The following is a 25,943-nucleotide window of genomic DNA, read 5'->3' as shown; positions in this document are numbered from 1 at the left end:
ACGGTTTGAACCCGTATCTTTTTTCGCATAAAAAAAAGTCAGGACCGTTACGCTCTGACTTTGAATTGTATTATAACCAGCTTCCTGTGAATTGATGGATACCATGTGTATTTCGGGTCGAATCGACTTCGCGTGTCCAGTAATCCTTTGGAGAAAAGTATTCTCTTGGAAAAATAGTACACCCTTCTACCTCCTGGTAGGTATTATCAGGTTTTAACCCGCGTTCAGTCATGATTTCGGTAATTCGGATGACATTTGTTTTATCGTCTCGAGATCCGTCAGGCAGGATGAATTCTCTCCCATCATAATCTTTATATAACTCTTCTATAAATGGATGATGCGCCTCTGCTCCTATAATCCCTGTAGATATTTCCGTTTCGATTTCAAAACTGAAAAAGGCCGGGAATTTACGGAACTTGTCGATTGGTTTGATAAGCTCCATATCTGTATCGCAGTAAACACCGCCATATTCTTTTAGCGCATGCAGACGGGCCACATCTGATACAAAAGCCCACTCTTCTCTTTCATAAGCTTGTTTAGTATATTCTCCGTGGTCTTCAGGATTGAAATTCGTTTCATCCCAACGTTTGATTTCCCAGTCAGGACAATACCGTTTCCAGCTCGCCAAACACTTTTCTTCCAACGGTCCCAAAGGGTTTCCTCCGAACCATGCATAATGAATGATTTTTGGAATCATATGATTCTCTCCTTCTATGTGTTCTGTAATTTATGAAATTTCCATGAGAACTCCCTTACAGTGTACCAAACTAACAGGTCAAAAATCGATTAATAGCTATTGGAACTTTTTTCAGGTGAACTACTTACTTATTAATTGGACCTCCTTAGGTCTCTATATCCATAGGCAAAGGTAAAGTTTGAGACAAACTCAGATGGGTAAGACCGTTGACTTTTCTAAATAAACTTTTCGGTATCAGCTTTGCTCTACTCTATCTGATGATTTGGTAGAGTATGCCGAACTTGGAAAAGTTCGACATACTCATTCCTCCTATGTTTTTCAGTCTGCCCAACTAGACTACTCTTTAGCATACTCTGAATGATCTGAGCATTCACATTACCCAACACCACGCTTCTTAGGCATACTCCATTGCCGTTATCTCTCAGTAAACCTAGTTACTCGTCTCTTGGTAATACTCTCCAAAGCATTTCTTCTCAGTCTGCCTAAGTCTCCTCTACTTCGGTATACTCCAATGAGCATAGTGACTCACTATGCTCTACCTTACTTCACTTAAGCCTACTCGGTTATTCAAATAACACTAGTCTTCCGAACACAAACAAAATCCCTTGAAAGTCGAAAAACCACGCTCACTAAACTCATTTAGTGGGCGTGGTTTAATTGATACTTAGATCATTTAGTGACGAATTGTTTTTTCAATTTCCGTTTTTTGGGTTCCGCATCTGTCATTGGGTCTATTTTTTTGGAATAGACGTATTTCATCGCAATCAAAGCAAAGACGACGGTGACTCCTTCTGATATGAGCTTAGACCACCATACCATATTGACGTTTCCTGTCAGAGACAGTGCATAAGCGACAGGGATTAAAACAATCAGCTGACGAATGACCTGTATCCACAAACTCAGCATCGGATTCCCCAGCGATTGGAAGACAGTCCCCAGCATAATACTGATTCCGGCAAAAGCAAAGCTCAGACTAATCGTTCTTAATGCGGCTACTCCCAGTTCCATCATTTCGTCGGATGCATTGAATAAGAGCAGGAACTGTTCAGGGAACAACTGAAACAGTACCGTCCCCAGGAGCATGATGGATTCCCCATATCCCAGACATATTTTAATGGCTAGAATCATTCGTTCTTTATTTTTTGCACCGTAATTATATGACACAATCGGAATCATGCCATTATTAAGCCCGAAGACTGGCATGAACGCAAATCCCTGCAGACGAATATAGACCCCATAAACAGCTGTTGCTGTAGATGTAAACTGCAACAGAATGTTATTAAACAATAAAGTTACTAGTGATGTGATTGATGTCATTACCATTGACGGTATACCGACCGAATAAATACGTTTGATCACTTTGAAATCAGGTCTGAATGTTCTATATTCCATATCCACATCAGTATTGACCTTGGCATTGATAACAAACGCCATGATTGCAGAGGTGATTTGCGCAATGATAGTAGCGATAGCTGCACCATAGACTCCCATTGCCGGAAAACCTAGCAATCCAAAAATTAGAATGGCATCCAGTGCAATATTTAATATTGCTCCGGTCCCTTGCGTAATCATCGTATAGAATGTTCGACCGGTAGACTGAAGTATCCGTTCGTAAACAAACTGCATGAATTTCCCGACTGATAAAGTGGTAATCAGCACAGTATACTCCATTCCGTACCTGACGATCTCCGGATTGTCAGTCTGCAATTCGAAAAATGGTCGAATAAATAAAAGACCAAAGATCAGAAATAAGCCGTAATGCACAAATCCTAGAAAGACCCCGTTATTTGCCGCAGCACTGGCCAGTTTCCTGTTGTTTTCTCCGAGGCGTTTAGATAACTCGGCATTCATACCTACACCGGACCCGACTTGAATAGCAATCATCAGCATCTGTATCGGGAAAGCTAACGATAAGGCTGCCAGAGCTTCTTCACTAATCTGAGCGACGAATATACTGTCGACTACATTATAAAGAGACTGGACGAACATGGATATCATCATAGGTACGGACAATGTCAGCACCAGTCTATTCATCGGCATCTTGCCCATTTGTTCTGAATTCATTTTACTCATAATATGACGCCCCTAAATTTATCTTTGACTAACTATCTGTAAGTAACTTCTATATTATACAAAAACCCTCCTACAAAAAGAAGTAAATAACACTAAAAAAACAAATAAAATGTCATCCTTATTCTTTTTACTTTCATACCTTTCTGATACAATGCTTTTAGACTAGAAAGGGTGAACACAAAATGAAGTTTATCAGAAAATTAGTTGTCCTGCTGTTGACCCTTATTATAGGCTTCTGGTTGGGGACGACTGGATTACTGAATGGCACAACCGCGGGAAACTGGATGAATACGATTGTCAGTTACCTCCCATCAACGACCGACTTTGACAGACTAACCATTTCCTTTGATCAGACACCCTTTTCGAGTAATTCACTGACCCGACAGGATACGGAACAGGACCAAATTGAGGCGCCTGCCATTTCCAGCGAACAGACAGAAGACATTGATGTTGACCTGATTGAACAGACAATCATTCAGCTGCTCAATGATTTAAGAGAAGAACTCGGGGCTGACCCCCTGAAGTCGAACGATATGCTGAGGGCTGCTGCGACTATACGGGCTATTGAGACGGAAGAGCTCTTTTCACATACGAGACCGGACGGCTCTGAGACCTTTACTGTCTTCAACGAAGAAGGCATTCATTATCCCTACAGAGTCGCAGGAGAAAATCTGGGTATGGCCACTCATTACTTGAGCGATGAAGAAATGGCTGAACTAATTTTTAACGGTTGGGTTGAAAGTGAAGGTCATTACGAAAATATGATTCGTCCTGATTTTGAAGAAATAGGGATTGGTGTCCATTTTGATGGCGAATTCCTCTATGCCACTCAACTATTTGGAACTCAACGTTAACATAACAACACCTCAAAAAGAGTATTTCTCACGAAATACTCTTTTTGTCTTTAATTAAGTTGTTTCATCCAGTATTTTTCCAGCCTGTTCAATAAATGTCTGCAACACTTTAATTCGCGCGTATTTCTTCTGTTGTCCTTCAACTATGGTCCAGGGGGCATAGTCAGTATCCGTCCGCACCAGCATTTCATTCATCGCTTCAATATAGTCAGTCCATTTTTCGCGATTACGCCAGTCTTCATCAGTCAATTTGAATACTTTATCCGGCTCTGTTTCCCTGGATTTGAACCGTCTAAGCTGCTCTTCCTTATCAATGTATATAAAAAACTTTAAAATCAGTGTATTAAAGTTATGAAGATGCTGTTCCATTTCATTTATCTCATTATAGGCACGGTCCCATTCTTCCATATCAGCAAACTGTTCGACTCGCTCCACCATAACTCTCCCGTACCAGCTGCGATCAAAAATTTTCATATCCCCTTTTTGGGGAAAGTCTTTGTAAAAGCGCCACAAATAGTGATGCGCTTTTTCATCTTCTGAAGGAGCAGCCGTTGTCAGGACCTCGTATCCTCTCGGGTCCATTTCTCTTGTCAGTCGCTCGATTGCCCCGCCCTTACCGGATGCATCCACTCCTTCAAAGACCATTACTGTTGGAATACCATTTGTATACAGCCTGAATGATAAGCGCTGAGCTTCCATCTGCAAATCATCTTTGAGCTTATCGTATTCTTCGTCATCCAGTTCAAGCTTTAGATTCACTTTTTCCAATGGCTTTTCCTGCGGCGAGTAGTCTCTCAGTTCTTTTCTCAACCCGCCATTTTTCATCCCCATTATGCGATCAATACCCTCATGAATTAAATCAATCGTCATGCCTAAAATGTTATCGGAAGCATCCTTTTTATTTTCAGAAGAGACCACATGCCATTTACTGAAAGTAAAGTCCGATTTATTTAAAACAGTATCAAAATGATTCAGATAGTCTCCGTAGTTCTCATATTGCTCTTCATCCCGCTCACTGATCATAAATGACCGGTCTTCATCTTCTTTCAGCTTATCTATTCTTTTCTGCTGCGTTTTTTCTTTCTGATGCAGAAAAAATTTAATAATGATCGTATCGTCATCTAATAGAAGTTTCTCAATTGAACTGATGTCTCTGATATCTTTATCCAATGCTTCACCAGTTAAAGACAAATCATTGAATACGTTGAAATAAAAACTGCGGTCATATATGGCTATATCCCCTTTTTTCGGCAGTTTATTCCAGAACCGCCAAAGAAAAGGACGCTTGTTTTCGTCTTCAGTCGGGTTCTCAAAAACACTGACTTTAAAGTGCTTAGGATTCAGCTCTTTTACCAGGTCTTTAATAACAAACCCTTTACCGGAAGACTCCCACCCGTCTACAATGATTAAAACAGGAATGTTTAAATTATTAATTAACCGTTGAGCTCTGGATAAACGCTCGCCGAGTTCTTTAGTTTTAAACTGTTTATAGGGATTTTTACCAGCTTTGAAATCATATCCTTTTAGCATGCCCATGCCTCCTGATTTTCCTTTTCTGAAAAAATACAATGGTCAAGAGATGTCTATTATCTGTGTTTATCTTTTCGGATCTACTGATTTAGTGTGTCTTCTGCTTCGTGCTCTACGCTTTTTTTGTGCTTCCGTTAAAGGGGCATAGTCTTTCATGTCAGAAACAGCTCCTCCGGCAATCTCCCAGAGGTATAGACTGGCAATGCTTGAGTATGGAGAATACCGTCTTTTATATTTGGCAAAGAGCTTTTTTGTAATCCTTCTGTGATGGTAGAGCATCCGTAAGCCTCTATGAATAGCCAGGTCGTCCCAGCTCAAAATGTCCTCTCGACCCATCGAAAAAATCATCAGCATTTCAGCTGTCCACACACCGACCCCTTTGATTTGGGAAAGCCTTTGAGTCACTTCATCATCACTCATTGTCTGAAGTTCATTCAGATCAAGGTCTCCCTGAACGATTTCTTTAGAGACTTGTTTAATGTATGAGACTTTTCGGAATGAAATTCCAATAGACTGAACCTCTTCGTCCGACAAACTGAGTATATTTTCAGGTGTTACTTCTCCCAATTTATCTTCCAGCCTGTTCCAGATTGTCTGCTGGGCTTTAGTGGATATCTGCTGTCCTATGATGCTGTTCACCAATGCTGTATAAAGGTTGGGTCTGATAACTCTTCTTACCTTACCAATGGCATCTATCGCTTTTCCCAGCACTGGATCTGCTTTTTTCAAATACTCCAGCGCTTCGGGGTCAATAGTGAAATACGCACTCTTTTCCTCTTCTTCCTGATCCATCATGATCGGCCTTTCTGCATTTATTCTAAAGCTGGCACACTGCTATTTAGGTTCATTCCATTTATAAAGTTCTGGACGACGATCGTTAAATACATTTATCTGTTCTCTAATTTCTTTTCGCGAGTTCAAATCTATAACAGCTGTCAAAACTGTTTCTTCCTCAGCAGCTTCTGCAAGGGTATCTCCTAGAGGATTCAAGATCATTGAGTGTCCGCAAAATGATAGCTTGTCAGTCTCACCTACACTGTTGACTCCAATGACAAAAATCTGATTTTCTATTGCCCTTGCGCGCTGCAGTGTCTGCCAAGGAAATACTCTAGGGTTTGGCCAAGCTGCAGGTACAAATAACATCTCAATGCCTTCTAATGCCATCATGCGGATCCATTCTACAAAACGGAGATCATAGCATGTGGCCACTCCGACTTTTATGCCTTCTATTTCAAAAATACCTAACTGATTTCCTGAGCTGAATGTTTTATGTTCGTTCGATGGAGAAAACAAGTGGACCTTATGGTAGGTATGAAGCAATTCACCTTCTCGGTCAAAACTGTAACTTGTATTATAGAAATGTCCATCAATTAGTGTAGCTACCGATCCGCCAATTATGTTGACTTCACAATCTTTACTTAAGTGACTTAGCAATTTTACCGTCCGTTTGCCATTCAGATCCGCAACCTCTTCAAGGTTTTTAGGAAAAAAAGAGACATTCCACATCTCAGGGAGAACGATTATATCAGGTTTTTCGTTATTGACTGTTTCGCGTATCAGTTTTTCAACTGTCTTCTCGTTCTCGATTGGGTCATTAAAAGCAAGATCTAACTGTATAGCGCTGATTTTCATTTAGTCCACTCCAATTCGTCCTATTTAAGTATGCAGTTAATCCACTTTCTCTACACTTATCTGCCCGATTTGCAAGGGATCACTTTCCATGAAAAAGCCATTATGTTCCACACGCAAAACGTCTCCTACTTGCCACTCTTCCTCTTCTGGCAGAGATATACTAATATTTGCACCAGAAGGATAGGCTTCAATATCCTCCGCGAAAACCACCGCACTATCGCCATTAATTTCCATAATTTCTGCTGTAAATACATCAGTTGATTCATCATTTTGATTATTTGAATCAGGTGATTCTGTGTCCGGTTGATTTAGCTTGTCCACTTCTGACTGACAAGAGAATAAAAAGAGGGTTCCTATCAATAAAACTAGTCTGTTCATTTCTAATTACCCCTTCCATTTAAAGGTTTTTATCAGTATACAAACTGTGTCTAACAGTCCTTGATTACATTTCCCGACACTAAATCTGCTGATTAAAACACTACACCCAAGTATACTCAGACTCAATACGCTTTACTTCACTGTAAAGAAATTCGTTTACTGGTGCAGCAATGCCATATTTATCTGATTTGGCTAAAATTGTTCCTGAGAAAAGCTCCACTTCAGAAGGTCTTCTGGCAAATCCATCCTGCCTCATTGAGGGCATTCCGTCCGGATCCACTGTATCGATAATATCAAATGCTTTTTGCACATGTTCTTCAGTGAGTAGAATGCCTTCAGACTGAGCGATCGATACGACTTCAAGCATGGCCGCACGCGCTTGTGCGTGAAAGTCTCCACCCGTCTGAACACCACCATACGTCGTTTCATTTACCATGACGACCTGATTCACACCGACGTTCATGATGAATTTTTCCCATATTTTAAGCATAATGTCCTTTTCAACTACATAGGGAAACGCCGCTTCATCGAATAACGCCATGACTTGATGCAGCCTCGATTCTTTTTCAGGAATGTCTGCACCGATCTGCAGCCAGCCCTTTACTTTCGACCGGACATTTTGCCCTTCTCTCGTCGCATCCATTCCGATCGCCACAGTTGGTATCACTTTCTCGTGTCCAAATCTCGACCCAATAATCTGTTCGCTGGAAATGCCATTGATCAAAGATATGATTGTCGTCTGCTCGCCGACTTGGTTATACATCGATTCCATCCCACTGTCTAAAGTTAATGATTTTGTGCAAACGATAATCAGATCGGCGGGACTAGTCTTCTCTGTTTCCAGCACATAGTTAAAATCGCAAAATACCCCATTCAAAGTAACGCCTTCTTCTTCATAACGCTCTTTTCTTTCTTGGTTCACTATTATTCTGACCCTGTTTTTTCCTAATGCAGCTGATAAGTGCTGGCCATATAAAATACCGAGAGCACCTAATCCAACTATAGCTATTGTTTTATCCCTCATATTTTTCCCCTTTTTACCCTCTTGAGTCTTTATTTTGATTCTCATCATACCATAATCCTATGCCTGATTTGATCTATGGACAAAAAAAGCTGGATAAGGAACAGATTATTCATCCGCCTCCTTATCCAGCATTATAGTCAATTATTTAAGTTTGTTAAGCAGATCAGAATGACGTGCATTCAGTTCCTTACATCATGCCGCCCATGCCGCCGCTTGGATCCATTCCTGCAGGTCCATCATTATCTGATGGGATTTCTGCAACAGCTGCTTCAGTTGTCAGAAGTAGAGCTGATACGGATGCCGCGTTTTGTAATGCTGAACGGGTTACTTTAGTTGGATCGATGATTCCCGCTTGTACCATATTGACCATTTCGCCAGTTGCTGCATTAAATCCAATGCCCGGTTCAACATGTTTCAGACGCTCAACAATCACACTGCCGTCTAAACCTGCGTTTGAAGCGATTTGACGAACAGGTTCTTCCAGTGCACGAATAACGATTTTCACGCCCGTTTCTTCGTCACCTTCAACCTCTATTTCAGCCAGTTTGCTTAAGATATTGATATAAGCCGTTCCACCACCAGCAATAACGCCTTCTTCAACAGCAGCGCGTGCCGCATTCAGGGCATCTTCAATACGGAGTTTACGTTCTTTGATTTCAGTTTCCGTAGCTGCTCCTACTTTGATGACAGCTACGCCACCTGCTAATTTAGCAATACGTTCCTGGATTTTTTCACGGTCAAATTCAGAATTTGTTTCTTCAGCCTGTGAACGCAGCATAGCCACACGCTGGTCGATGTGTGTTTTTTCTCCAGCACCTTCGACCAATGTTGTATCATCTTTAGTCACAACAGCTTTACCTGCAGTACCTAATTGATCGATTGTGACATCTTTCAGGTCAAGTCCCAAATCACTTGTAATAACTGTTCCGTTTGTCAGGATTGCGATATCTTCAAGCATCCCTTTACGTCGATCACCGAAACCTGGCGCTTTAACAGCTACAACATTCAGCGTTCCTCTGATTTTGTTCAAAACTAGTGTGGGTAAAGCTTCTCCCTCGATATCGTCAGCAATAATCAGTAATGGACGATTCTGTTGCATGATATTCTCAAGAACAGGAAGGATTTCCTGAACAGATGAAATTTTCTTGTCAGTAATCAGAACATATGGATTTTCCAGATTGGCTTCCATTTTTTCATTGTCTGTTACCATATACTGAGACAAGTATCCACGGTCAAACTGCATACCTTCAACAACATCCAGTTCAGTTTCGATTCCCTGTGATTCTTCAATAGTAATAACGCCGTCACTTCCGACACGTTCCATCGCATCAGCGAGTAATTGTCCAATTTCATTGTCTCCAGAAGAAATAGACGCGATCTGTGCGATCGATTCCTTGTCTTCCACTTTAGTAGAATTTTCATGAAGTAATTGAACAGCTTTTTTAGTTGCTAATTCGATTCCGCGACGGATGCCGACAGGGTTAGCCCCAGCTGTCACGTTTTTCATTCCTTCGTTAACAATCGCCTGAGCCAAAACAGTAGCAGTTGTAGTTCCGTCCCCTGCGATATCATTTGTTCTGCTAGCTACTTCAGCAACCAGTTGAGCACCCATATTTTCAAACTTATCTTCAAGCTCGATTTCTCTTGCGATGGTTACCCCATCATTAGTGATTTGAGGTGCACCGAATGATTTGTCTAAAATAACATTTCTACCTTTTGGTCCAAGTGTTACTTTAACGGTGTTTGCTAACTTATCTACTCCACGAACCATTGCCGCGCGGGCATCTTCAGAAAATTTAATGTCTTTAGCCATGTTTTAAACCGCTCCTTAAATTTTTTAATGATTATGCTTAACTGTTATTCTACTATTGCAATAATATCTGTGTCTTTAACCACTAAATACTCTGTCCCTTGATATTTGACTTCAGATCCAGCGTATTTTTCAAAAATAACATTGTCCCCAACGGTTACTGAAACAGCAGCTAGCTGTCCATTCTCTAGTAATTTTCCTTCACCAACAGCTACAACAACCGCAGATTGAGGTTTTTCTTTTGCAGAATCCGGTAAAACTAATCCGCTTGCAGTTTTTTCTTCTTCTTTTGTCACTTCAAGAAGTACTCGATTTCCTAAAGGTTTTAACATGATGTAATCCCTCCAAAATAATTTAATAGTCTATTGTTTACATATTTTCACTACTGATTTCAGTAGATCAAGTAGTTTTAGCACTCTCGACCTCCGAGTGCTAACTCCATTACCTAGTATATTCAAAACTTTGATTTCTTGCAAGTCTTAAGTGTAAATTTTTTTGAAAAATTTCGTTTGTGGCAACCGGTGTCTATTTGTGTTAAATTACTATTATTGTGGGAATATGAATTAAAGGATGAACAGTATGCCAACACACGAAACAAATAAAAAAGCAGCAATACACATGATCATTTTATTTCTGACTGTCCAGCTTCTCTCAGCACTTATTCCATTCTTCCTGCCGGACACACTTGGAACTGTCGGCTTTTTAATGCCGTCCATGGTTCTGTTTACTCTTGGTGCCATTGGAATGATCTGGATCGAGAGACGACAACAGATGCAGTTTGATTTTGAACGTTCCTTTGGAGGCTCTATCGGTACCATACTGATTTGGGGACTGGCTGGTATGTTTATTGCACTGGTTGTACAGAATATCGCCAGTATTATCGAGGTCAATTTACTGGGGTCTTCAATGGAATCAGAAAACACGCAAATGCTCGTGGAAGTCGTGAGGACTTACCCGGCTTTTCTTTTACTAATCGGCGTGACTGGCCCTATTATGGAAGAATTCGTTTTCAGAAAAGCTTTATTCGGAATGCTGGTCGGCAAACTGGGAGGCATTGGCGCCGCAGTCATCAGTTCACTGATTTTTGCTATTATCCATTTTGATGGATTACTGCTTGTTTATTCTACAATGGGCTTGGTCTTTGCCTGGTTGTATTACAAAACTAAGAACATCTGGACACCAATTATCGCTCATTGCCTGATGAATGTCTTTGCAGTTTTGGCTAACATCTATTTATTATAATAATAGAGCATCTAAGAAAGGACTTATAATGACTGAAAAACAAATTATGTTTCAGATAATTTTCAAATATGCATTTTCCATGCTGTTTCTTTTTTTCACCATTGATTCAGTCGGCACTAGCGGATGGGGATTTTTCTCCTATCTCTTTGCTTTATTTGCTACTAAGGATTTTGTCCAAGGTACGAGAATGGCAGCATCATTTTATCAAATTAAAAAAGGAAAAAAAGATAAGCAGTAAAAAAAGCCAATCTTCACCCATCAGCTCAAAACTGATGTGAAGATTGGCTCTCTTTATTCTTTATAAAAAAGATCATTCAACGGGTCACTAACTGTATCTTTGTCTTCATTTTTATCTTTATCAAAATCCTGGTAATAATTGATAAAATAAATCAGTGTCTGCAGCTCATTAGTCAGATCCACATTGTGTACTCTGATTTCCTTGGGAACAGTTACTCTGATCGGAGTAAAGTTCATAATCCCTTTAACGCCACCCTTAACCAGCTTATCTGCCATCTCTTGTGCTAACTCGGATGGAACTGTCAGTATGGCTACATCGATCTGCTGCATTTCCAACTGCTCGACCATTTCGTTAATGTCGTATATCGGTACACCTTGGTGAATCGTTCCAATAAGTTCGTCTTTGACATCAAATCCGGCACTAATCCGAATATTGTTATTTCGTCGAAAGTTATAATTCAGTAAAGCTTGCCCCAAATTCCCTACACCTATCAGCGCGACATTCGTTAAGCGGTCCTGGTTCAAGGTCTTACTGAAGAAGTTCATTAGTGCTTCTACATCATATCCATACCCTCTTTTACCTAAAGCACCGAAGTATGAAAAATCACGTCTGATCGTCGCACTGTCTACTTTTACAGCTTCACTTAATTTGGCTGAGGACACACGTTCTTTTCCTGCCTCATATAAAAAACGCAAATAACGGTAGTATAATGGCAGTCTGCGTGCAGTAGCTTTTGGTATTTTCTTTTCAGCCATTGTCATTCTCCTCATCTATTTCGTTAAATTTAAAACATCTTTGGCTTGTTTTTGAGCCGATTTGATACATTTTGTATCTATTTCTCACTTTGTGCATTCACAAACTTACTAAATGTTTCCAATCAATATTATACCACTACTCATTATAAAATAAAGCAAATATGCCCCTTTTTAGGAAAACAGTCAATATCTTTATGCAATTGTCATGTAATCTACTGAACAATTATAGAACAATGAACAAACTATCCTTATCAGGACACCTGCAAAATAAATTTCACAATGTCAGCGCTCTCCTTTATTTACACTAGTGATTTATTCAGTCTGTGTGCTACACTAATACCTAAAGATAGATAACACGTATAGAAAATGAGGATCCCTATGATACTTCTACAAACTCAGAAAATCGCAAGACATTTTGGTGCGGATGTTTTATTTGAAAATGTCTCTATTGAAATCAAAGATAAAGCCCGAGTCGGTCTCGTTGGTCGAAATGGTGCAGGTAAAACGACCTTATTAAATATTCTATCCGGAAAAGAAGAACCGGATGCCGGTACCATTCATAAAAAGAAAGACTGTACGATCGGTTACCTTGACCAGCATACTGGTCTTGAATCCAACCTGACGATATGGGAAGAAATGGATAAACTAACAGAACCAGTCAAGCTGATCGAAAAAGAAATGCATGCTATTGAAGAACAATTGAGCGATGGGACACTTGATAAGCAGTCGGATAGCTATTCAAATTTGCTCACCCGCTATGACCATCTTCAGCAGGCTTTCAAAGAGAACAACGGATACGGTATCGAGAGCGAAATACGGTCTGTGCTGCATGGCTTTCGATATTATGAAGAAGACTACGACACACCGATTTCCAATCTATCAGGTGGCCAGAAAACACGACTGGCTTTGGCTAAGCTGCTCTTACAGAAAAAAGATCTGCTGATACTGGATGAGCCCACTAACCACTTGGATATTGATACTCTTGCCTGGCTGGAAAGTTATTTACAGAATTACTCAAAATCGTTACTGATCGTATCGCATGACCGGTACTTTTTGGATAAAGTTGTTCAAGACATATATGAAGTCAGCCGTGGAGCTGTCGATTATTATCCTGGAAATTACTCCAATTATTTAAAGCAAAAGGCTGAGAGAATTACCCGTGAGTGGAAAGTGTTTGAAAAGCAGCAGAAAAAAATCGACAAGCTTGAAGATTTTGTCAATCGGAACCTAGTGCGGGCATCCACTACTAAACGGGCTCAATCCAGAAGAAAACAGCTGGAGAAAATGGATACGTTAGACAGACCACAAGGCAATGAAAAAAGTGCACACTTTCAGTTTGCAACAGAAAGAGAATCTGGTCAGCAGGTTCTCCAAACAAAAGAACTGGCCATTGGCTATGACGGCACTCCTCTTTCAGATCATATCGATCTGGATATCAGGAAAGAAGATTCTATTGCCGTTGTCGGACCAAATGGGGTTGGAAAAACCACCTTACTGAAAACCATTAACAAACTCCTGAAACCAATTCGGGGTGAAATAAAATATGGGACTAAAGTAGATTTAGGGTATTATGACCAGGAACAGCGTACACTTAATGAGAAAAAAACTGTTTTGAATGAGGTATGGGATGATCACCCATTACTGCCGGAGCAATCGATTCGAACACTGCTGGGCTCCTTTTTATTCAGTGGCGACGATGTTGAAAAATCGGTCAGCTCTCTAAGTGGTGGCGAGAAGGCGCGTGTCGCACTTGCTAAACTGGCACTTGAGAAAAACAATATGCTGCTCTTGGATGAGCCGACTAACCATCTGGATATCGATTCAAAAGAAGTGCTTGAAAATGCGCTTATCGATTTTGCAGGAACCTTGCTCTTCGTTTCTCATGATCGGTACTTTATCAACCGGTTGGCCACTAAAGTGGTTGAACTGTCTGAGGATGGTGCAACTCTTTACCTCGGGGACTACGATTATTACCTTCAGAAAAAAACAGAGCTGGAGGCTTTAAATACGCTGGATCAGGATACAGCTGCCGCAGGTAATTCATCACTGCAGGAAGATACACCAACTGGTAGTGAAACAAAACAGGCATTTGAAGCCCAGAAAGAAAAACAGAAAATGGAACGAAAATTGAGCCGTGAGATTGAAACGATTGAAAAAGAGCTGGAGACTCTTGAAGAAGAACTCCTGACCATCCAAACCGAAATGAGTCAGCCGGATACATTTTCTGACAGTGAGAAGACAGAATCATTGGCAAGGCAGAACCAGATGCTCTCAACAAAACAGGAAAACTTGATGGAAAAATGGGAAGAGCTGCATGAATCATTGGAAAACCTTTAGTATCATTAATCATTCTTCCTGTTATCACAAATCATCAAAAAGAAAGAGGAACGTATATGGATCAGATGGATTTGAAAATACTCCAGATATTACAAGAGAACAGCCGTGCATCATTAAAGGAAATAGCGAGTGAAACTTACCTGTCTTCGCCCGCTATTTCAAATCGGATTTCAAAACTGGAAAAAGAAGGCTTTATTGATAAATATATGACATGTGTGAATTTAAAGAAATTAGGTTATCATATACAGGCGTTTATTCAATTGGATTTAAGTCCGGCCCAGAAGAAAGATTTCTATCCTTACATTGAAAACACATCTAACGTTCTCGAGTGCAACTGTGTAACAGGTGAATTTTCCATGCTGATCAAAGTATCGTATCCAACGACAACTGAGCTGGATGATTTTATCAATGACCTGCAGCAGTTTGGCAAAACATACACACAAATCGTGTTTTCCACACCCGTTCCTGTTAGAGGCTTAACGCTACATGAGTTTGATGATTAATTTTATAAGGACAAAAATATAAAAAATGCATTCCCCTTCCACTTCCTGTCATCACAGGAAACGAGCGGGGAAATGCATTTTTATTTTTATTAAAACAGTAGAATAGCAGGGTCAAAATTCAGGTCGAGCTATCTTTAGCTCCATTTCCTTTTCAGTAACTGCCTTTTTCTAAACTGACAAGCCAGGTTTGCCGTTTAATGTATAATCAGCGAACTCTTCATTTTCCAGTTGAACAAAAGCCGCTGCCCCAATCATTGCAGCATTGTCTCCACACAAATTAAGGGGAGGGATAAGCAGTTCAACATCTGGCATTTCATTTGTGACTGCTTCTGTCAACGCCTGCCGCAATCCTTTATTGGCAGCAACGCCACCAGCTAATACAAGCTGCTGCACTTGTTTTTCTCGGGCTGCACGAATCGTTTTATCAACCAGTACATCTGTAACGGCAGCCTGAAAACTTGCCGCCAAATCAATTGTATTCAGTTCTTCCCCTTTTTGTCTGGCGTTGTGGACCGTATTGATGAAGGAACTTTTCAGCCCACTAAAGCTGAAGTCATAATTGTCCTCAGTCATCATAGCTCTAGGAAAGTGATACGTATCGTTTCCTCTGTGAGCCATTTCATCTATATGCTTCCCGCCAGGATAAGGGACACCGATTACTCTTCCAATTTTGTCATAAGCCTCTCCTGCCGCATCATCTCTGGTTTCTCCGATTATTTCAAAAGAATCCGGTGATGACATATAGATCAACTCTGTATGTCCTCCACTGACCACCAGAGATAATAAAGGAAATGTCATATCATCTGACAGTTGATTAGCGAAGATATGTCCTTTGATATGGTTAACTGCAATGAGCGGCAATGAATGAGCGAATGCTATAGCTTTAGCGGCATTCACCCCAATGAGCAAGGCACCAACAAGGCCGGGCCCTTCAGTGACAGCAACAGCATCTAGTTCAGTATACTCTATCCCAGCCTCGGTCATTGCTTCTTCTATAATGAGCGTGATTTGTTCAACGTGATGCCGGCTGGCAATCTCAGGAACGACTCCTCCAAAACGCTGGTGACTTTTTATCTGAGATGCCACGATATTAGACAAAATCACTTTACCATCCTCTATCACTGCCGCACTTGTTTCGTCACAACTCGTTTCAATTGCTAAAATCCGCTTCTTTTTCATCTTCTTCCTTCTTTCCAAGATTGCATTTCATAATGATCGCATCTTCTATTGGACGCGTATAGTATTGTTTACGTTCAGCAATTTCCGAGAATGCATGGGCTTCATAGAACAGCCGCGCTTTTGTGTTCGATTCTCTTACTTCCAGATAAAGTGTAGTCATTCCTTTAGTCTGACAGTACTGCTTAAAAGCGACGATTAGCTTTGACGCAATTTTTTTATTCTGAAACGATTTTTTTATGGCAATCGAGTATATTTCTGCTTCATCTACCATTAATTTGCCGCCGACATAACCGATCAGCTCATCATTTTGTTCCGCAACAAAAAAGATGAGATCCGGTCGTGACAAGGTTTGTTCATATTGCTTTTTAGACCATGGCGCTCCATATGTAAAAGCAGTTTCTGCCAGTTCATAAAACGCCTTACTTGCATCCTCTACACTATTATAGGGACGAATAGAGATTTCATTAGTTGTCATCAGATATCGCACTCTTTCTATTCTTTACCAGCAGGATTCACCACATATTTCATTTCCAGGGCATCTTCATGGTCATTCGCGTAGTATCCTTTTTTCACCAGGCCTTTTTCAAACCCCAGTGTTGTATATAAACTTTGTGCTGATGTGTTGGAGACTCGCACTTCTAGCGTTACTTCTGTGATGTCTTCTTTCTCGGCGATCTTAATGATTTCTCTCAGTAAATAAGTCCCGATGCCTTTGTTCTGATAGTCAGGTATTGTGGCAATATTCGTTATATGCGCTTCGTGATTAACGAACCAGGAGCCGATGAATGAGACCGGTTTAGCATCATCATAAACAACAATGTAAAACGCATTTTTGTTGAAGCGTATTTCATGAAGGATCGCGGTCCGATTCCAGGGTGTCTGACCATCATAACATAAGCGTTCAATCGTTAAAATACTGTCTGCATCTTCTTCACGTGCTATTTTACTGCTTAAAAACCGCTCATCTGATAAAGGATAGAATGGCTGATCCAGTTTGATCCTTACTGATAACGGAATAAAGGTCTTAGTTGTGGTCTTTGTTACTCTATCAGAAAACCATTCTTTAAAGTTTTTCAATCCACCCGCCTCCTTGGGACTGGTCAGGATGGGCCTCCATCCAATTCTGTTCTGCTTCAGCTAACTTGAGATAGTCAGGTTCAAATAAATGAACAGCTTCAGGTTCTTTTGTCCTAGCGATATCCGCCAGTACACTGGCTCTGGGATAGTGACGGCTCATTGGCAGAATGATAAATTTACTACCTAGTTTCGTTTTCAGCAAGTCAGCGTATTTTTGAACATCAGACCCAATAAACTGAATCGGTGCATTTAAGGATTTCAAATAATCAGTCCATATGTCTGCAGATATATGGGTGTCTTTTTCTACTGGCACACAACCGTTCTCGTCATACCGGTACAGTCCGGTATAAAGATTGTTTCGTCTCGCATCGAAAAGTGGCACAATATAAGAATTCGGGATCTGTTCACCATTTCCTGCGAGTACGTGTAGACTGGATACACCGACGAGTTCGACTTTCAGACTGAAAGCGAGTGTTTTAGCAATCGTCACACCGATCCTGACACCTGTATACGATCCGGGCCCTTTTGCTACTGCAATTCTGTCCAGATCATTCGGTTGCCACCCGGCTTCTTTGAACAGAGCTTCCACAGCAGGCATCAGTTGCACACTGTGATTTCTTTTTATATTGACTGTTTTTTCAACGAGTAGCGTAGAATCTTCAACCAGTGCCACAGACATGACCTGATTGGACGTATCGATACCGAGAATTTTCATATACTAGCTCCTCTATCATTATCTATTTAAAATAAGTTTAGCATATTTTCTGTGCGTTGAGAAACGAATAAGTGCTTTGTAAAGCGTTTCTTTTGATTTATATCGCCAGACTACTTACAATAAACGTGAATAATTTAAAGCAACCACATAAGAAGGGATGGATAAATAATGAGTGAAAATAAAGACAGTTTGAAACACAAAGCTAAAGGATTGAAGGATAAAGTAGCAGGAGCTGCCAAAGACTCTTTCGGTGACGCTACAGATAACAAAGGAAAACAGGCTGAAGGTAAAGCCCAAAAGGCTAAAGGTCACGGACATGAAGCAGTTGGAGAAGCAAAAGAAGACAGAGACAAAGATAGAGACAAAGACAGACGTTAATCTTCAGCTTTTCACAACCATCCATCCTTGGATCTTTATATCTTAGGGTGGATTTTCTTTAAATACTTTTATGGAGGGTACTATTTTATGAGCAAATTACTGATTACTGGCGCAACTGGTGCAATTGGGACAAATCTGGCTAAACACTTAAAAGAGTCCCATGATCTTGTACTGGCCGATATTGATTTTTCTGATTTTCCTGATGAATTGAAAGAAGGCGCCAAAATAGTCGAGGGCGATTTATCAGAACTGGATAATTGGGATGATGCACTGGAAGGCGTGGAGTATGTTATTCAGTTAGCCGGCAACCCTGATCCTGAAGCTGATTTTTATAACGAACTGGTCGATCTGAATTATGTCCTGCCCCAGAATTTATACAAAAAAGCAGCAGAGTCGTCCACTTTAAAGCGTGTCATTTTTGCCAGTTCAATACATGCCAGTGATGCTTACCCAGATAACGTTCAGGTCAAAACAACTGATCAGGTTAGGCCTGACGATTTGTATGGCGTATCCAAAGCGTATCTGGAAGCACTAGGCAGCTATTATGCATTCAAAAAAGGCGTAGAATCAATCGGTATACGTATCGGCAATTATACAGAAGACGATGAGGAGCTGGATCCGAACAGTGATTTCCATTCTATGGGCATGTATTTCTCGGTCCGTGATATGAATCATCTAATCGACTGCTGCCTGACAGCTGAACTGGAAGAACCCTATTTACTGGTCAATGGCGTATCCAACAATTCATTCCCGCGGTTAGATATCGAATCTGCTCGCGTGAAGATAGGCTACCAGCCAAAAGACAATGCATTTGAGAAATTAAACAAAATGTAAAAGCCCATCAACTGACTATCGTTGCTAATAAACAAGATTGTCAAAAATGCTGTAAAGGACATGTGTTTAAAAAGAAATAGACTCGTCGGCTGACGAGTCTATTGTTATTACCTTTGTACTGCTATGTGCTTTCCCGGATGATCAGCTTAGTTGACGTAATGACCGTCTTCGCCCCTTGCCGTTCACCCTGAATGCGTTCATGCAGGAGCTGAATCCCGCTGCTCCCCATCTCTTCAGTATAGACTTTGACGGTTGTCAAAGAAGGGGTAATGTATTTAGCGGTTGAAATATCATTGAATCCAATCAGACTGATGTCTTCGGGAACTTTAATATTTTTTTCATAAAGAGCCTTCAAACACCCAATGGCAATGGCATCATTTGCTGCCAGAAATGCAGCGGGCCGTTCTTCTTCGCTCAAATTATCAAGAGCTTTCAGCATATTTTTCTTCCCATCTTCTACACGGAACGCTCCGATATAAAAGTAGTCAGCCTTATAAAGTCGCTTGCGTTTTAAATACTCTCTGGCTGTTTTTTCTCGAGGATCGATCCAGTTACCGGTCCCGTCGCTGAATGATTCTTCTCCACCAATGAAGCCGATTCGACTGTGACCCTGGTCGATCAAGTAATCAATATTCTGTTTAACGGCGTTTTTAAAATTTACCAGTACACAGTCTATATCCTGTTGTGGTTTAAAGTCCACGAAACAGAGCGGTAAGTTTTTTTCAAGAAAGTGATCCACCTGATGTTGACTATATTTTCCTATCGCTAAAATACCAGAGAGCTTATCATGATTGATCAGTTCGTCCTGATTATACACCCGTATGAAGTTGTATCCTAAGGCTTGCGCTTTGCTTTCCGCGCTCAGGCGTATAGACATATAATAGATATCATTCAACTCTTCCGCTTCACTGACCCAGTTGACGATGGCAATAGTCCCTTTTTTCTTTGAAGTTGATTTTTTTAGATTCTTGTATTCCAGCGCTTCTGCTACTTCAAAGATGCGCTTTTTTGTTTCTTCTCCTACTGATAATGTCGAATCATAGTTTAATACCCTGGACACAGTAGATGTCGAGACATTTGCTTCTTGTGCGATATCTTTGAGGGTCGCCATCCCATCACTCCTCACCTTTTATCTGACTTATCCTTTTCTAACATTAAATTTATAGGTTGTTTGGGAAGTAAAGAGTTCGCCGGGTCTTAAAATAATATTCCCAAATCCTGGCTGATTGACTGCATCAGGAAGCGTCTGGGTTTCAAGCGTGATGCCTGCGTACTGTTTAGCTGGCTCTCCTTCTATCAGGTAGTCATCTATTTCAGCGTTATGTGTAAATATGACCACACTGTTGCAGTCGGTATACAGTTCAACTTCTCTTCCTGATTCGGGATCATATAAAGTTGCCTGTACGCCTTTTTCCTTTGGATTAAGGACAAAGGGATGATCCAGTCCGTTTAATGGGCTGATCTGAGGATGATCAGACAATACCGCTTCTTTCACTGCTTTGCCCTCTCTGAAGTCAAATGGAGTGCCTTCAACTTTTTCAAGCTGACCACTTGGCAGATTTTCTTCACCCAGTGATCCATAAAGATCACTGTTCAGTTTCAACTGGTGATCAAGCATGGATTTCTTTATATCTCCGGTCAAATTGAAATACACATGATTGGTCGGATTAAACAGAGTTGGTGCATCTGTTGAGGCTTCATACTGGATGATCCATTCATTTTCATCTGTCAGAGTATAGATTACTTTAACCGCTAGAGTCCCAGGGAAGTTGTTCTCACCTTCAGGGCTGGTGTAGGTATAGATCAGTCTAGCTTCTGACTCGCCAGATTCTGCTTCAACCGCCCATCCTTTAGTATCTAAGCCTTTAGGTCCTCCATGGAGAAGGTTCTCGCCTTCATTCACGTCGAGCTGAAACTCTTTTCCAGACAGTTCGAATTTCCCTCTAGTGATACGTCCGGCTACACGACCGATAGTTGCCCCATAGAATGGCCGATGTGCAACGAAATCATCTACATTTTCTACATTTAGGGTTATATCCTTTCTTATTTCATTCTTATCTGGTGTTACTAATTTAGTCAGTGTTGCGCCTAATGTCATGGCACTTAATGAAATACCATTAGCATTTGTTACTGTGTGTTCCACTATCTCTTTATTATCGACTGTTCCTATAACTTTATGTGTCAGTTCCATTTTTCTCCTCCTGATAATCGAATTAGTTTACTGTTCCTTTGTCAATACAGTCACAAACTGTTTAAATGCCTGTTTACCTTCTTCGTTTTGTTTAAAGACCCCTGCATCCTTTAGCACCTGCAGGAATACGTCCCCTACAGCATGATCGACTACATCTTTAACCGTTTCTTCGGTAATCGCTGCAGTTGCTTTTAACTCATCTGCCCACTCCTGATGAATCGCATGGACAGAATCTACAGTTCCAAGCAGATACTCCCTCACAGTCCGGAGTTCATCTTTGAGTCTGGGAGGTAAAATAGCCAGCCCCATAACTTCGATGAGGCCTATATTCTCTTTTTTAATGTGCTGAACAGGCGGATGCGGGTGGAATATGCCATCCGGGTACTCATCTGACGTCCGATTGTTCCGCAGGACAAGATCTAACTCAAAGGCCTCCCCCTTACGTCTGGCAATTGGGGTTATGGCGTTATGAGGGACGCCATCGGTTTCTTTGTAGATCCCTACTGATTCATCTGAATACCCTTCCCATGTCTTCATTACTTTATCCGCTGCTTTTACTACTGCCTCTTTATTTGTACTGCTTATCCGAATCACTGACATCGGCCACTTGATCACACTGGCTTGAACGTCTGGTGTATCCTTCAATTTAAATGAATACTCTTTTCCAGCCCGCTCCAGAGGGAATGTGTGGCGCCCGCCCTGGTAATGATCATGAGAAAGAATTGATCCTCCAACAATCGGTAGTCCTGCATTAGACCCCACGAAATAATGCGGGAAGGTTGTTAATATATCCAGCAGATTTTTAATAGCCTGGATCCCGACATCCATTTTCCTGTGCACTTTGGAGAGAAATATCGCATGTTCATTGTAATAAGCATAAGGAGAGTACTGAAAGCCCCATTCCTCACCACTGACGTCCATTCGAATGATCCGATGATTAGCACGTCCAGGATGAGTCAAATGCCCTTGATATCCTTCATTTTCCATACACAGTAAACAGTCCGGGTAATGAGTCTTAGTCTTTCCAGCCAACGCTATTTCTTTAGGGTCTTTTTCCGGTTTCGACAAATTGATAGTGATCTCCAATTGACCAAAATCCGTATCATGGGTGTATTCGATGTTTTTTGCTATCTCTCTGGTTTTTATATAGTTAGTTTGCTGACTGACTGTAAAAAAGAGATCAGTTGCTTCTTTCGGGCTATGATCGTATGCCTGCCAGAAGTGACGGTTGATGTCTGACGGAGAAGGGGTAATCAAATCCATCAGTTTAGCTCCAAAAACATCTCTAGCTGATGGAAGGTCCTCTATAATCTCCTTATTCACTGCATAAGTGACAAGCTGGTCAAGTAATTCCAGCGCACCTTCAGTATTTTCTGATGGCTGTTTTTTTTCATAGGACTGTCTCTCAAGCAGATCGATTAGTCTATTGGTGATATAAATCTGATCCTGAAAAGGTATACGCCCTATTTTCACATAAGCGTCAACAAAGTCGGTAATAATCTGATTTATTTTTTTTTCGTTAGTTACTTTAGTCATGTGAAACCCATTCCTTTGTGCCGTCTTCCGTTTCTGCAATGTAAAATTCGGCTCCATGTCCTATCTCTATTTCAAAGGCACTGCCGACTTTATTGATAAACTCGTCAACTTGGTCGTTTTCAACAATTGCGATACAGCATCCGCCAAATCCTCCTCCGGTCATGCGCGCACCAACGGTTCCTGTTTGTTTCCAGGCTAACCTGACCAGCAAATCTGTCTCTTTAACCGTCACTTCGTAGTCTTCATGCAACGATACGTGAGAATCATTCATATATTGACCAAATGTTTTTAGATCATTCCTTTTCAGTGCTTCGCCCGCGCGTTCGGTTCGGGCACTTTCGTAGACCGCATGTTTCGCTCGCTTAACTAATACCTTATCACTAATGACCTGTTTATGATTCTCAAATTCTTCCTCACTTAACTCTCCCAGACTGTCAATCTCTACTACAGTCTTGAGCTGGTCCAGGGCATCTTCACACTGCTTGCGTCTTGTATTGTATTCAGAATCGACCAGTTCTCTACGCGTCATCGAATTCATGATCACAATTTTATGGTGCGGCAAATCTAGCGGGATCTGTTCATATTCAAGCGTATTGGTATCTAAAAGCATAGCGTTGCCTTTCTTAGCCATTCCAATTGCAAACTGGTCAAGGATTCCCGAATTCAATCCCAGGAATTCATTTTCGGTCCGCATACCTAACTTAACTAACTCCAGTTGAGATATAGACAAATCAAATAGGTCTCTGACAATGACGCCTGTCAATAATTCTAAAGACGCAGATGACGATAGAGATGCTCCATTAGGAATTGTTCCATATATATACAAGTCAAACCCATTAGAGAGTTTGCCTGTCTGCTCCTGGATAAACTTGATCATACCTTTGACGTAGTTTGTCCAGTTATCTGCTTTATCGTATTCCAGATCATCAATAGAAAATATAACGGTCCCGACAGCCGGGAAATTACCTGAAAAAGCGTGAACCTCTTTATCCTGTCGTGGTTTGACTACGCCATAAGTTCCCATTGTAATGGCACATGGGAATACCTTCCCTCCATTGTAGTCCGTATGCTCACCAATCAGATTAATGCGCCCGGGTGAGAAAAAGACGCGTTCTCCTTCATAACCAAACTGTTCTTCAAATGATGTCAGTAGGTTTTTTCGATTCATTTAAACCGCTCCTCTTATTATAGTCGTTATTATTGTAACCCTTTTAGTAAAGATAAATAAGTAAATTTACTAAACAAAAGACAGCTGGCAATCTAACGCTTTTGCACAAGTATGTCTGGGAGAGTTTTACTGTAATTTATACCCAGTTATCTTTCAAACGATTTGTGACAAACAAAGGATCTTCACAGTTAACTCACACATAAATTACGCTCTTTTCGGATAGAAAAACTGAATTTATGGTATAATTAAGGGAGATTTAAATAAGAGGATTTAAGGGGGACATATTATGCCATTCTTTCCATTTTACTGGGATCCAACGATGATTCTGATCATAATTGGTATGATTATTTCTGGTTTTGCCAGTATGTATGTACAATCGACTTTCAATAAATACAGTGATGTTAAAAGCAAACGAGGATTTACCGCCTCAGATGTCTGTCGTGAAATATTGAACGCTGCTCAATTAAAAAATGTCCGTTTAGAAGGGATTAGAGGGAATTTAACTGACCACTATAACGCTCAGGACAGCGTACTGCGTCTATCTGATACAACTCGAAACTCTACATCTGTCGCAGCTATTGGCGTGGCAGCTCACGAGGCAGGACATGCTATGCAGGACCGGGACAATTACGGCCCTTTGCGTTTACGTGCGGCACTAGTGCCTGTAACGAATTTCGGACAAACTGCTGCGTTTCCTATTCTATTCCTGGGTTTTTTCATGGGTAATCAGGAAACACTCATCAATATTGGAATTTTACTCTTTTCACTAACTCTTTTGTTCCAGCTGGTAACTTTACCGGTTGAATTTGATGCGTCGAAACGGGCTATCCGTGTTCTTGAAGAACAGGGCTTACTGACAACGGATGAATTGCCTCAAGCAAAAAAAGTGTTAAACGCTGCAGCATTGACTTACATTGCGGCTGCTATCGCTTCATTCTTAAGTGTACTGAGACTCTTCCTTATCTTTGGAGGCGGCAGACGTCGCAGATAACTGTCACTAAACAGACAGACACATCGAAATCCTATTAATAGGATAACCGATGTGTCTTTTTTGTTCTATCCATAATACATATCAAAAACTTCAAGATAACGTAATAAATCAGTGGATTTTTCTTTATACTCTTTTTTGGTTATTCCCTGATTCACCTGATAATCATACAACAGCTGAAGATTATCGAGCGCAAGAATATCACGGTTATCTTTTACTATACAGTAAATCGCCCGGTCCCAAAAATACAGTGGCTCAGGTGAACTGGACTGTATAATTTTATTCAAGTCGTTATAGTATCGTTTGCTTTTTTCATTTTCCACCACTTTAAATAATGTCATGTTCAGTTCATCAGTGTTAGGTGGGTCTTTAGAATAGATCGACTCGCCAATAATACTATTTAGGTGAGGAGCCGTCAGTTTTTCGATAGGCTCTTCTGTCAGATCTACCAGTTCTCTCAAACTCGATAAGCCGTCTTTTTTTTCATCAACAATAACCAGCTTATCTTTATATTGTTCAAGTAACGCTTCTATTCTTGACATCTGTTCTTGCCCTCCATGTATGATCTGACTATTGTAAATAGCTCTTAATAAACTCTTTCCCTTGCTTCATCTGCTCAATAGAAGTCTGAGTATTCAGTTCCAATACAAGAGCCGGTTGATGTGTCAGCTGTTTTACTGCATCAAAAATACCTTCCCAGTCTATCACACCTCGTATTATAAGTTTATGGTACTAATCTTAGTTAGTATTGCTTGGATATTCTGGGATATTCCCTAATAATAGGGCCATGGAATAGGTCCACCG

27 protein-coding genes are annotated in these 25,943 nt (G+C 40.7%); 8 read left to right on the top strand and 19 right to left on the bottom strand.

The window, feature by feature from the left end; genetic code table 11:
- Positions 1-70: 70 nt before the first annotated feature.
- A complete protein-coding gene (locus CLV38_RS02940) occupies positions 71-697 on the bottom strand; it encodes a glycosyltransferase family 32 protein (RefSeq protein ID WP_106191306.1) in 627 nt (208 codons plus the stop codon).
- Positions 698-1,366: 669 nt separating this feature from the next.
- Complete coding sequence (locus CLV38_RS02935) at positions 1,367-2,770, bottom strand: MATE family efflux transporter (RefSeq protein WP_106191303.1); 1,404 nt, start codon at positions 2,768-2,770, stop codon at positions 1,367-1,369.
- 182 nt (positions 2,771-2,952) lie between these two features.
- Between CLV38_RS02935 and CLV38_RS02930 the strand changes: the two genes are divergently transcribed.
- The gene (locus CLV38_RS02930) at positions 2,953-3,624 is read left to right on the top strand and encodes a CAP domain-containing protein (RefSeq protein WP_106191301.1); all 672 of its coding nucleotides are present in this window, start codon (positions 2,953-2,955) and stop codon (positions 3,622-3,624) included.
- 54 nt (positions 3,625-3,678) lie between these two features.
- Here the strand turns inward: CLV38_RS02930 and CLV38_RS02925 are convergent, their stop codons facing one another.
- The 7 genes from CLV38_RS02925 to groES form a co-directional block, all read right to left on the bottom strand.
- On the bottom strand, positions 3,679-5,154 hold the full coding sequence (locus CLV38_RS02925; protein ID WP_106191299.1) for a hypothetical protein: 1,476 nt from the start codon (positions 5,152-5,154) through the stop codon (positions 3,679-3,681).
- A 66-nt stretch (positions 5,155-5,220) separates the two neighbouring features.
- A complete protein-coding gene (locus CLV38_RS02920; RefSeq protein ID WP_211295404.1) occupies positions 5,221-5,949 on the bottom strand; it encodes a DNA-3-methyladenine glycosylase family protein in 729 nt (242 codons plus the stop codon).
- A gap of 39 nt (positions 5,950-5,988) precedes the next feature.
- Entirely contained in the window at positions 5,989-6,786 is a 798-nt protein-coding gene (locus CLV38_RS02915) for a carbon-nitrogen family hydrolase (protein ID WP_106191297.1), read from the bottom strand.
- Between the two features lie 36 nt (positions 6,787-6,822).
- Complete coding sequence (locus CLV38_RS02910; protein ID WP_106191295.1) at positions 6,823-7,164, bottom strand: hypothetical protein; 342 nt, start codon at positions 7,162-7,164, stop codon at positions 6,823-6,825.
- Positions 7,165-7,264: 100 nt separating this feature from the next.
- The gene (locus CLV38_RS02905; RefSeq protein ID WP_170068797.1) at positions 7,265-8,188 is read right to left on the bottom strand and encodes a ketopantoate reductase family protein; all 924 of its coding nucleotides are present in this window, start codon (positions 8,186-8,188) and stop codon (positions 7,265-7,267) included.
- A gap of 187 nt (positions 8,189-8,375) precedes the next feature.
- Positions 8,376-10,001 carry a chaperonin GroEL gene (gene groL, locus CLV38_RS02900; RefSeq protein WP_106191290.1) on the bottom strand — a complete coding sequence of 542 codons (1,626 nt, stop codon included), beginning with the start codon at positions 9,999-10,001 and terminating at the stop codon, positions 8,376-8,378.
- Positions 10,002-10,045: 44 nt separating this feature from the next.
- Positions 10,046-10,330 carry a co-chaperone GroES gene (gene groES, locus CLV38_RS02895; protein ID WP_106191288.1) on the bottom strand — a complete coding sequence of 95 codons (285 nt, stop codon included), beginning with the start codon at positions 10,328-10,330 and terminating at the stop codon, positions 10,046-10,048.
- Between the two features lie 247 nt (positions 10,331-10,577).
- On the opposite strand from groES, the gene CLV38_RS02890 reads away from it, so the two are divergent.
- Positions 10,578-11,240, top strand: coding sequence for a CPBP family intramembrane glutamic endopeptidase (locus CLV38_RS02890; protein WP_170068796.1), 663 nt, complete (start codon positions 10,578-10,580; stop codon positions 11,238-11,240).
- 28 nt (positions 11,241-11,268) lie between these two features.
- The gene (locus tag CLV38_RS02885) at positions 11,269-11,478 is read left to right on the top strand and encodes a YdiK family protein (RefSeq protein ID WP_170068795.1); all 210 of its coding nucleotides are present in this window, start codon (positions 11,269-11,271) and stop codon (positions 11,476-11,478) included.
- 53 nt (positions 11,479-11,531) lie between these two features.
- Here the strand turns inward: CLV38_RS02885 and CLV38_RS02880 are convergent, their stop codons facing one another.
- Complete coding sequence (locus CLV38_RS02880) at positions 11,532-12,233, bottom strand: redox-sensing transcriptional repressor Rex (protein ID WP_106191280.1); 702 nt, start codon at positions 12,231-12,233, stop codon at positions 11,532-11,534.
- A gap of 378 nt (positions 12,234-12,611) precedes the next feature.
- Between CLV38_RS02880 and CLV38_RS02875 the strand changes: the two genes are divergently transcribed.
- Together CLV38_RS02875 and CLV38_RS02870 are read left to right on the top strand one after the other, a co-directional pair.
- Positions 12,612-14,570 carry an ABC-F family ATP-binding cassette domain-containing protein gene (locus CLV38_RS02875; protein ID WP_106191278.1) on the top strand — a complete coding sequence of 653 codons (1,959 nt, stop codon included), beginning with the start codon at positions 12,612-12,614 and terminating at the stop codon, positions 14,568-14,570.
- Positions 14,571-14,626: 56 nt separating this feature from the next.
- Positions 14,627-15,073 carry an Lrp/AsnC family transcriptional regulator gene (locus CLV38_RS02870; RefSeq protein ID WP_106191275.1) on the top strand — a complete coding sequence of 149 codons (447 nt, stop codon included), beginning with the start codon at positions 14,627-14,629 and terminating at the stop codon, positions 15,071-15,073.
- A gap of 168 nt (positions 15,074-15,241) precedes the next feature.
- Here the strand turns inward: CLV38_RS02870 and tsaD are convergent, their stop codons facing one another.
- The 4 genes from tsaD to tsaB are packed head-to-tail and all read right to left on the bottom strand — an operon-like array spanning position 15,242 to position 18,044.
- The gene (gene tsaD, locus CLV38_RS02865) at positions 15,242-16,252 is read right to left on the bottom strand and encodes a tRNA (adenosine(37)-N6)-threonylcarbamoyltransferase complex transferase subunit TsaD (protein WP_106191273.1); all 1,011 of its coding nucleotides are present in this window, start codon (positions 16,250-16,252) and stop codon (positions 15,242-15,244) included.
- Entirely contained in the window at positions 16,224-16,727 is a 504-nt protein-coding gene (gene rimI, locus CLV38_RS02860; protein ID WP_106191270.1) for a ribosomal protein S18-alanine N-acetyltransferase, read from the bottom strand. The genes tsaD and rimI (CLV38_RS02860) overlap by 29 nt, the downstream gene beginning before the upstream one ends.
- A gap of 17 nt (positions 16,728-16,744) precedes the next feature.
- Positions 16,745-17,329, bottom strand: a complete 585-nt coding sequence (gene rimI, locus CLV38_RS02855) for a ribosomal protein S18-alanine N-acetyltransferase (protein WP_170068794.1) — start codon at positions 17,327-17,329, stop codon at positions 16,745-16,747.
- Positions 17,316-18,044, bottom strand: a complete 729-nt coding sequence (tsaB, locus tag CLV38_RS02850) for a tRNA (adenosine(37)-N6)-threonylcarbamoyltransferase complex dimerization subunit type 1 TsaB (RefSeq protein ID WP_106191265.1) — start codon at positions 18,042-18,044, stop codon at positions 17,316-17,318. Before tsaB ends, rimI (CLV38_RS02855) begins: the two co-directional genes overlap by 14 nt.
- 168 nt (positions 18,045-18,212) lie before the next feature.
- Between tsaB and CLV38_RS02845 the strand changes: the two genes are divergently transcribed.
- Together CLV38_RS02845 and CLV38_RS02840 are read left to right on the top strand one after the other, a co-directional pair.
- A complete protein-coding gene (locus CLV38_RS02845; protein WP_106191262.1) occupies positions 18,213-18,422 on the top strand; it encodes a CsbD family protein in 210 nt (69 codons plus the stop codon).
- An 87-nt stretch (positions 18,423-18,509) separates the two neighbouring features.
- Positions 18,510-19,256, top strand: coding sequence for an NAD-dependent epimerase/dehydratase family protein (locus CLV38_RS02840; protein ID WP_106191259.1), 747 nt, complete (start codon positions 18,510-18,512; stop codon positions 19,254-19,256).
- A gap of 121 nt (positions 19,257-19,377) precedes the next feature.
- Here the strand turns inward: CLV38_RS02840 and CLV38_RS02835 are convergent, their stop codons facing one another.
- From CLV38_RS02835 to CLV38_RS02820, 4 genes are read right to left on the bottom strand one after another with little or no spacing between them, the layout of a single operon-like run.
- Positions 19,378-20,367: a LacI family DNA-binding transcriptional regulator gene (locus CLV38_RS02835; RefSeq protein ID WP_106191256.1), complete on the bottom strand. Its 990-nt coding sequence runs from the start codon at positions 20,365-20,367 to the stop codon at positions 19,378-19,380.
- Between the two features lie 27 nt (positions 20,368-20,394).
- Positions 20,395-21,447 (bottom strand): aldose epimerase family protein, encoded by a 1,053-nt coding sequence (locus tag CLV38_RS02830; protein WP_106191254.1) that lies wholly within the window; start codon positions 21,445-21,447, stop codon positions 20,395-20,397.
- Positions 21,448-21,474: 27 nt separating this feature from the next.
- Entirely contained in the window at positions 21,475-22,983 is a 1,509-nt protein-coding gene (gene galT / locus CLV38_RS02825; protein WP_106191251.1) for a UDP-glucose--hexose-1-phosphate uridylyltransferase, read from the bottom strand.
- On the bottom strand, positions 22,976-24,151 hold the full coding sequence (locus tag CLV38_RS02820; RefSeq protein ID WP_106191249.1) for a galactokinase: 1,176 nt from the start codon (positions 24,149-24,151) through the stop codon (positions 22,976-22,978). The genes galT and CLV38_RS02820 overlap by 8 nt, the downstream gene beginning before the upstream one ends.
- A gap of 283 nt (positions 24,152-24,434) precedes the next feature.
- Here CLV38_RS02820 and CLV38_RS02815 point away from each other — a divergent pair, with 283 nt between their 5' ends.
- Entirely contained in the window at positions 24,435-25,142 is a 708-nt protein-coding gene (locus tag CLV38_RS02815) for a zinc metallopeptidase (protein ID WP_211295409.1), read from the top strand.
- 65 nt (positions 25,143-25,207) lie between these two features.
- On the opposite strand, the gene CLV38_RS02810 is transcribed toward CLV38_RS02815, so the two are convergent.
- On the bottom strand, positions 25,208-25,681 hold the full coding sequence (locus CLV38_RS02810; RefSeq protein WP_106191244.1) for a hypothetical protein: 474 nt from the start codon (positions 25,679-25,681) through the stop codon (positions 25,208-25,210).
- Positions 25,682-25,943: the final 262 nt, after the last annotated feature.

This window comes from Alkalibacterium olivapovliticus, assembly GCF_003003275.1.
GTDB lineage: Bacteria > Bacillota > Bacilli > Lactobacillales > Carnobacteriaceae_A > Alkalibacterium > Alkalibacterium olivapovliticum.
This window is presented reverse-complemented; position numbering and strand designations above follow the sequence as displayed.

Coding starts and splice junctions, on each gene's coding strand:
- CLV38_RS02940 (WP_106191306.1), bottom strand. CDS start 697: ATGATTCCAAAAATCATTCATTATGCATGGTTCGGAGGAAACCCTTTG.
- CLV38_RS02935 (WP_106191303.1), bottom strand. CDS start 2,770: ATGAGTAAAATGAATTCAGAACAAATGGGCAAGATGCCGATGAATAGA.
- CLV38_RS02930 (WP_106191301.1), top strand. CDS start 2,953: ATGAAGTTTATCAGAAAATTAGTTGTCCTGCTGTTGACCCTTATTATA.
- CLV38_RS02925 (WP_106191299.1), bottom strand. CDS start 5,154: ATGCTAAAAGGATATGATTTCAAAGCTGGTAAAAATCCCTATAAACAG.
- CLV38_RS02920 (WP_211295404.1), bottom strand. CDS start 5,949: ATGATGGATCAGGAAGAAGAGGAAAAGAGTGCGTATTTCACTATTGAC.
- CLV38_RS02915 (WP_106191297.1), bottom strand. CDS start 6,786: ATGAAAATCAGCGCTATACAGTTAGATCTTGCTTTTAATGACCCAATC.
- CLV38_RS02910 (WP_106191295.1), bottom strand. CDS start 7,164: ATGAACAGACTAGTTTTATTGATAGGAACCCTCTTTTTATTCTCTTGT.
- CLV38_RS02905 (WP_170068797.1), bottom strand. CDS start 8,188: ATGAGGGATAAAACAATAGCTATAGTTGGATTAGGTGCTCTCGGTATT.
- groL (WP_106191290.1), bottom strand. CDS start 10,001: ATGGCTAAAGACATTAAATTTTCTGAAGATGCCCGCGCGGCAATGGTT.
- groES (WP_106191288.1), bottom strand. CDS start 10,330: ATGTTAAAACCTTTAGGAAATCGAGTACTTCTTGAAGTGACAAAAGAA.
- CLV38_RS02890 (WP_170068796.1), top strand. CDS start 10,578: ATGCCAACACACGAAACAAATAAAAAAGCAGCAATACACATGATCATT.
- CLV38_RS02885 (WP_170068795.1), top strand. CDS start 11,269: ATGACTGAAAAACAAATTATGTTTCAGATAATTTTCAAATATGCATTT.
- CLV38_RS02880 (WP_106191280.1), bottom strand. CDS start 12,233: ATGGCTGAAAAGAAAATACCAAAAGCTACTGCACGCAGACTGCCATTA.
- CLV38_RS02875 (WP_106191278.1), top strand. CDS start 12,612: ATGATACTTCTACAAACTCAGAAAATCGCAAGACATTTTGGTGCGGAT.
- CLV38_RS02870 (WP_106191275.1), top strand. CDS start 14,627: ATGGATCAGATGGATTTGAAAATACTCCAGATATTACAAGAGAACAGC.
- tsaD (WP_106191273.1), bottom strand. CDS start 16,252: ATGAAAAAGAAGCGGATTTTAGCAATTGAAACGAGTTGTGACGAAACA.
- rimI (WP_106191270.1), bottom strand. CDS start 16,727: ATGACAACTAATGAAATCTCTATTCGTCCCTATAATAGTGTAGAGGAT.
- tsaB (WP_106191265.1), bottom strand. CDS start 18,044: ATGAAAATTCTCGGTATCGATACGTCCAATCAGGTCATGTCTGTGGCA.
- CLV38_RS02845 (WP_106191262.1), top strand. CDS start 18,213: ATGAGTGAAAATAAAGACAGTTTGAAACACAAAGCTAAAGGATTGAAG.
- CLV38_RS02840 (WP_106191259.1), top strand. CDS start 18,510: ATGAGCAAATTACTGATTACTGGCGCAACTGGTGCAATTGGGACAAAT.
- CLV38_RS02835 (WP_106191256.1), bottom strand. CDS start 20,367: ATGGCGACCCTCAAAGATATCGCACAAGAAGCAAATGTCTCGACATCT.
- CLV38_RS02830 (WP_106191254.1), bottom strand. CDS start 21,447: ATGGAACTGACACATAAAGTTATAGGAACAGTCGATAATAAAGAGATA.
- galT (WP_106191251.1), bottom strand. CDS start 22,983: ATGACTAAAGTAACTAACGAAAAAAAAATAAATCAGATTATTACCGAC.
- CLV38_RS02820 (WP_106191249.1), bottom strand. CDS start 24,151: ATGAATCGAAAAAACCTACTGACATCATTTGAAGAACAGTTTGGTTAT.
- CLV38_RS02810 (WP_106191244.1), bottom strand. CDS start 25,681: ATGTCAAGAATAGAAGCGTTACTTGAACAATATAAAGATAAGCTGGTT.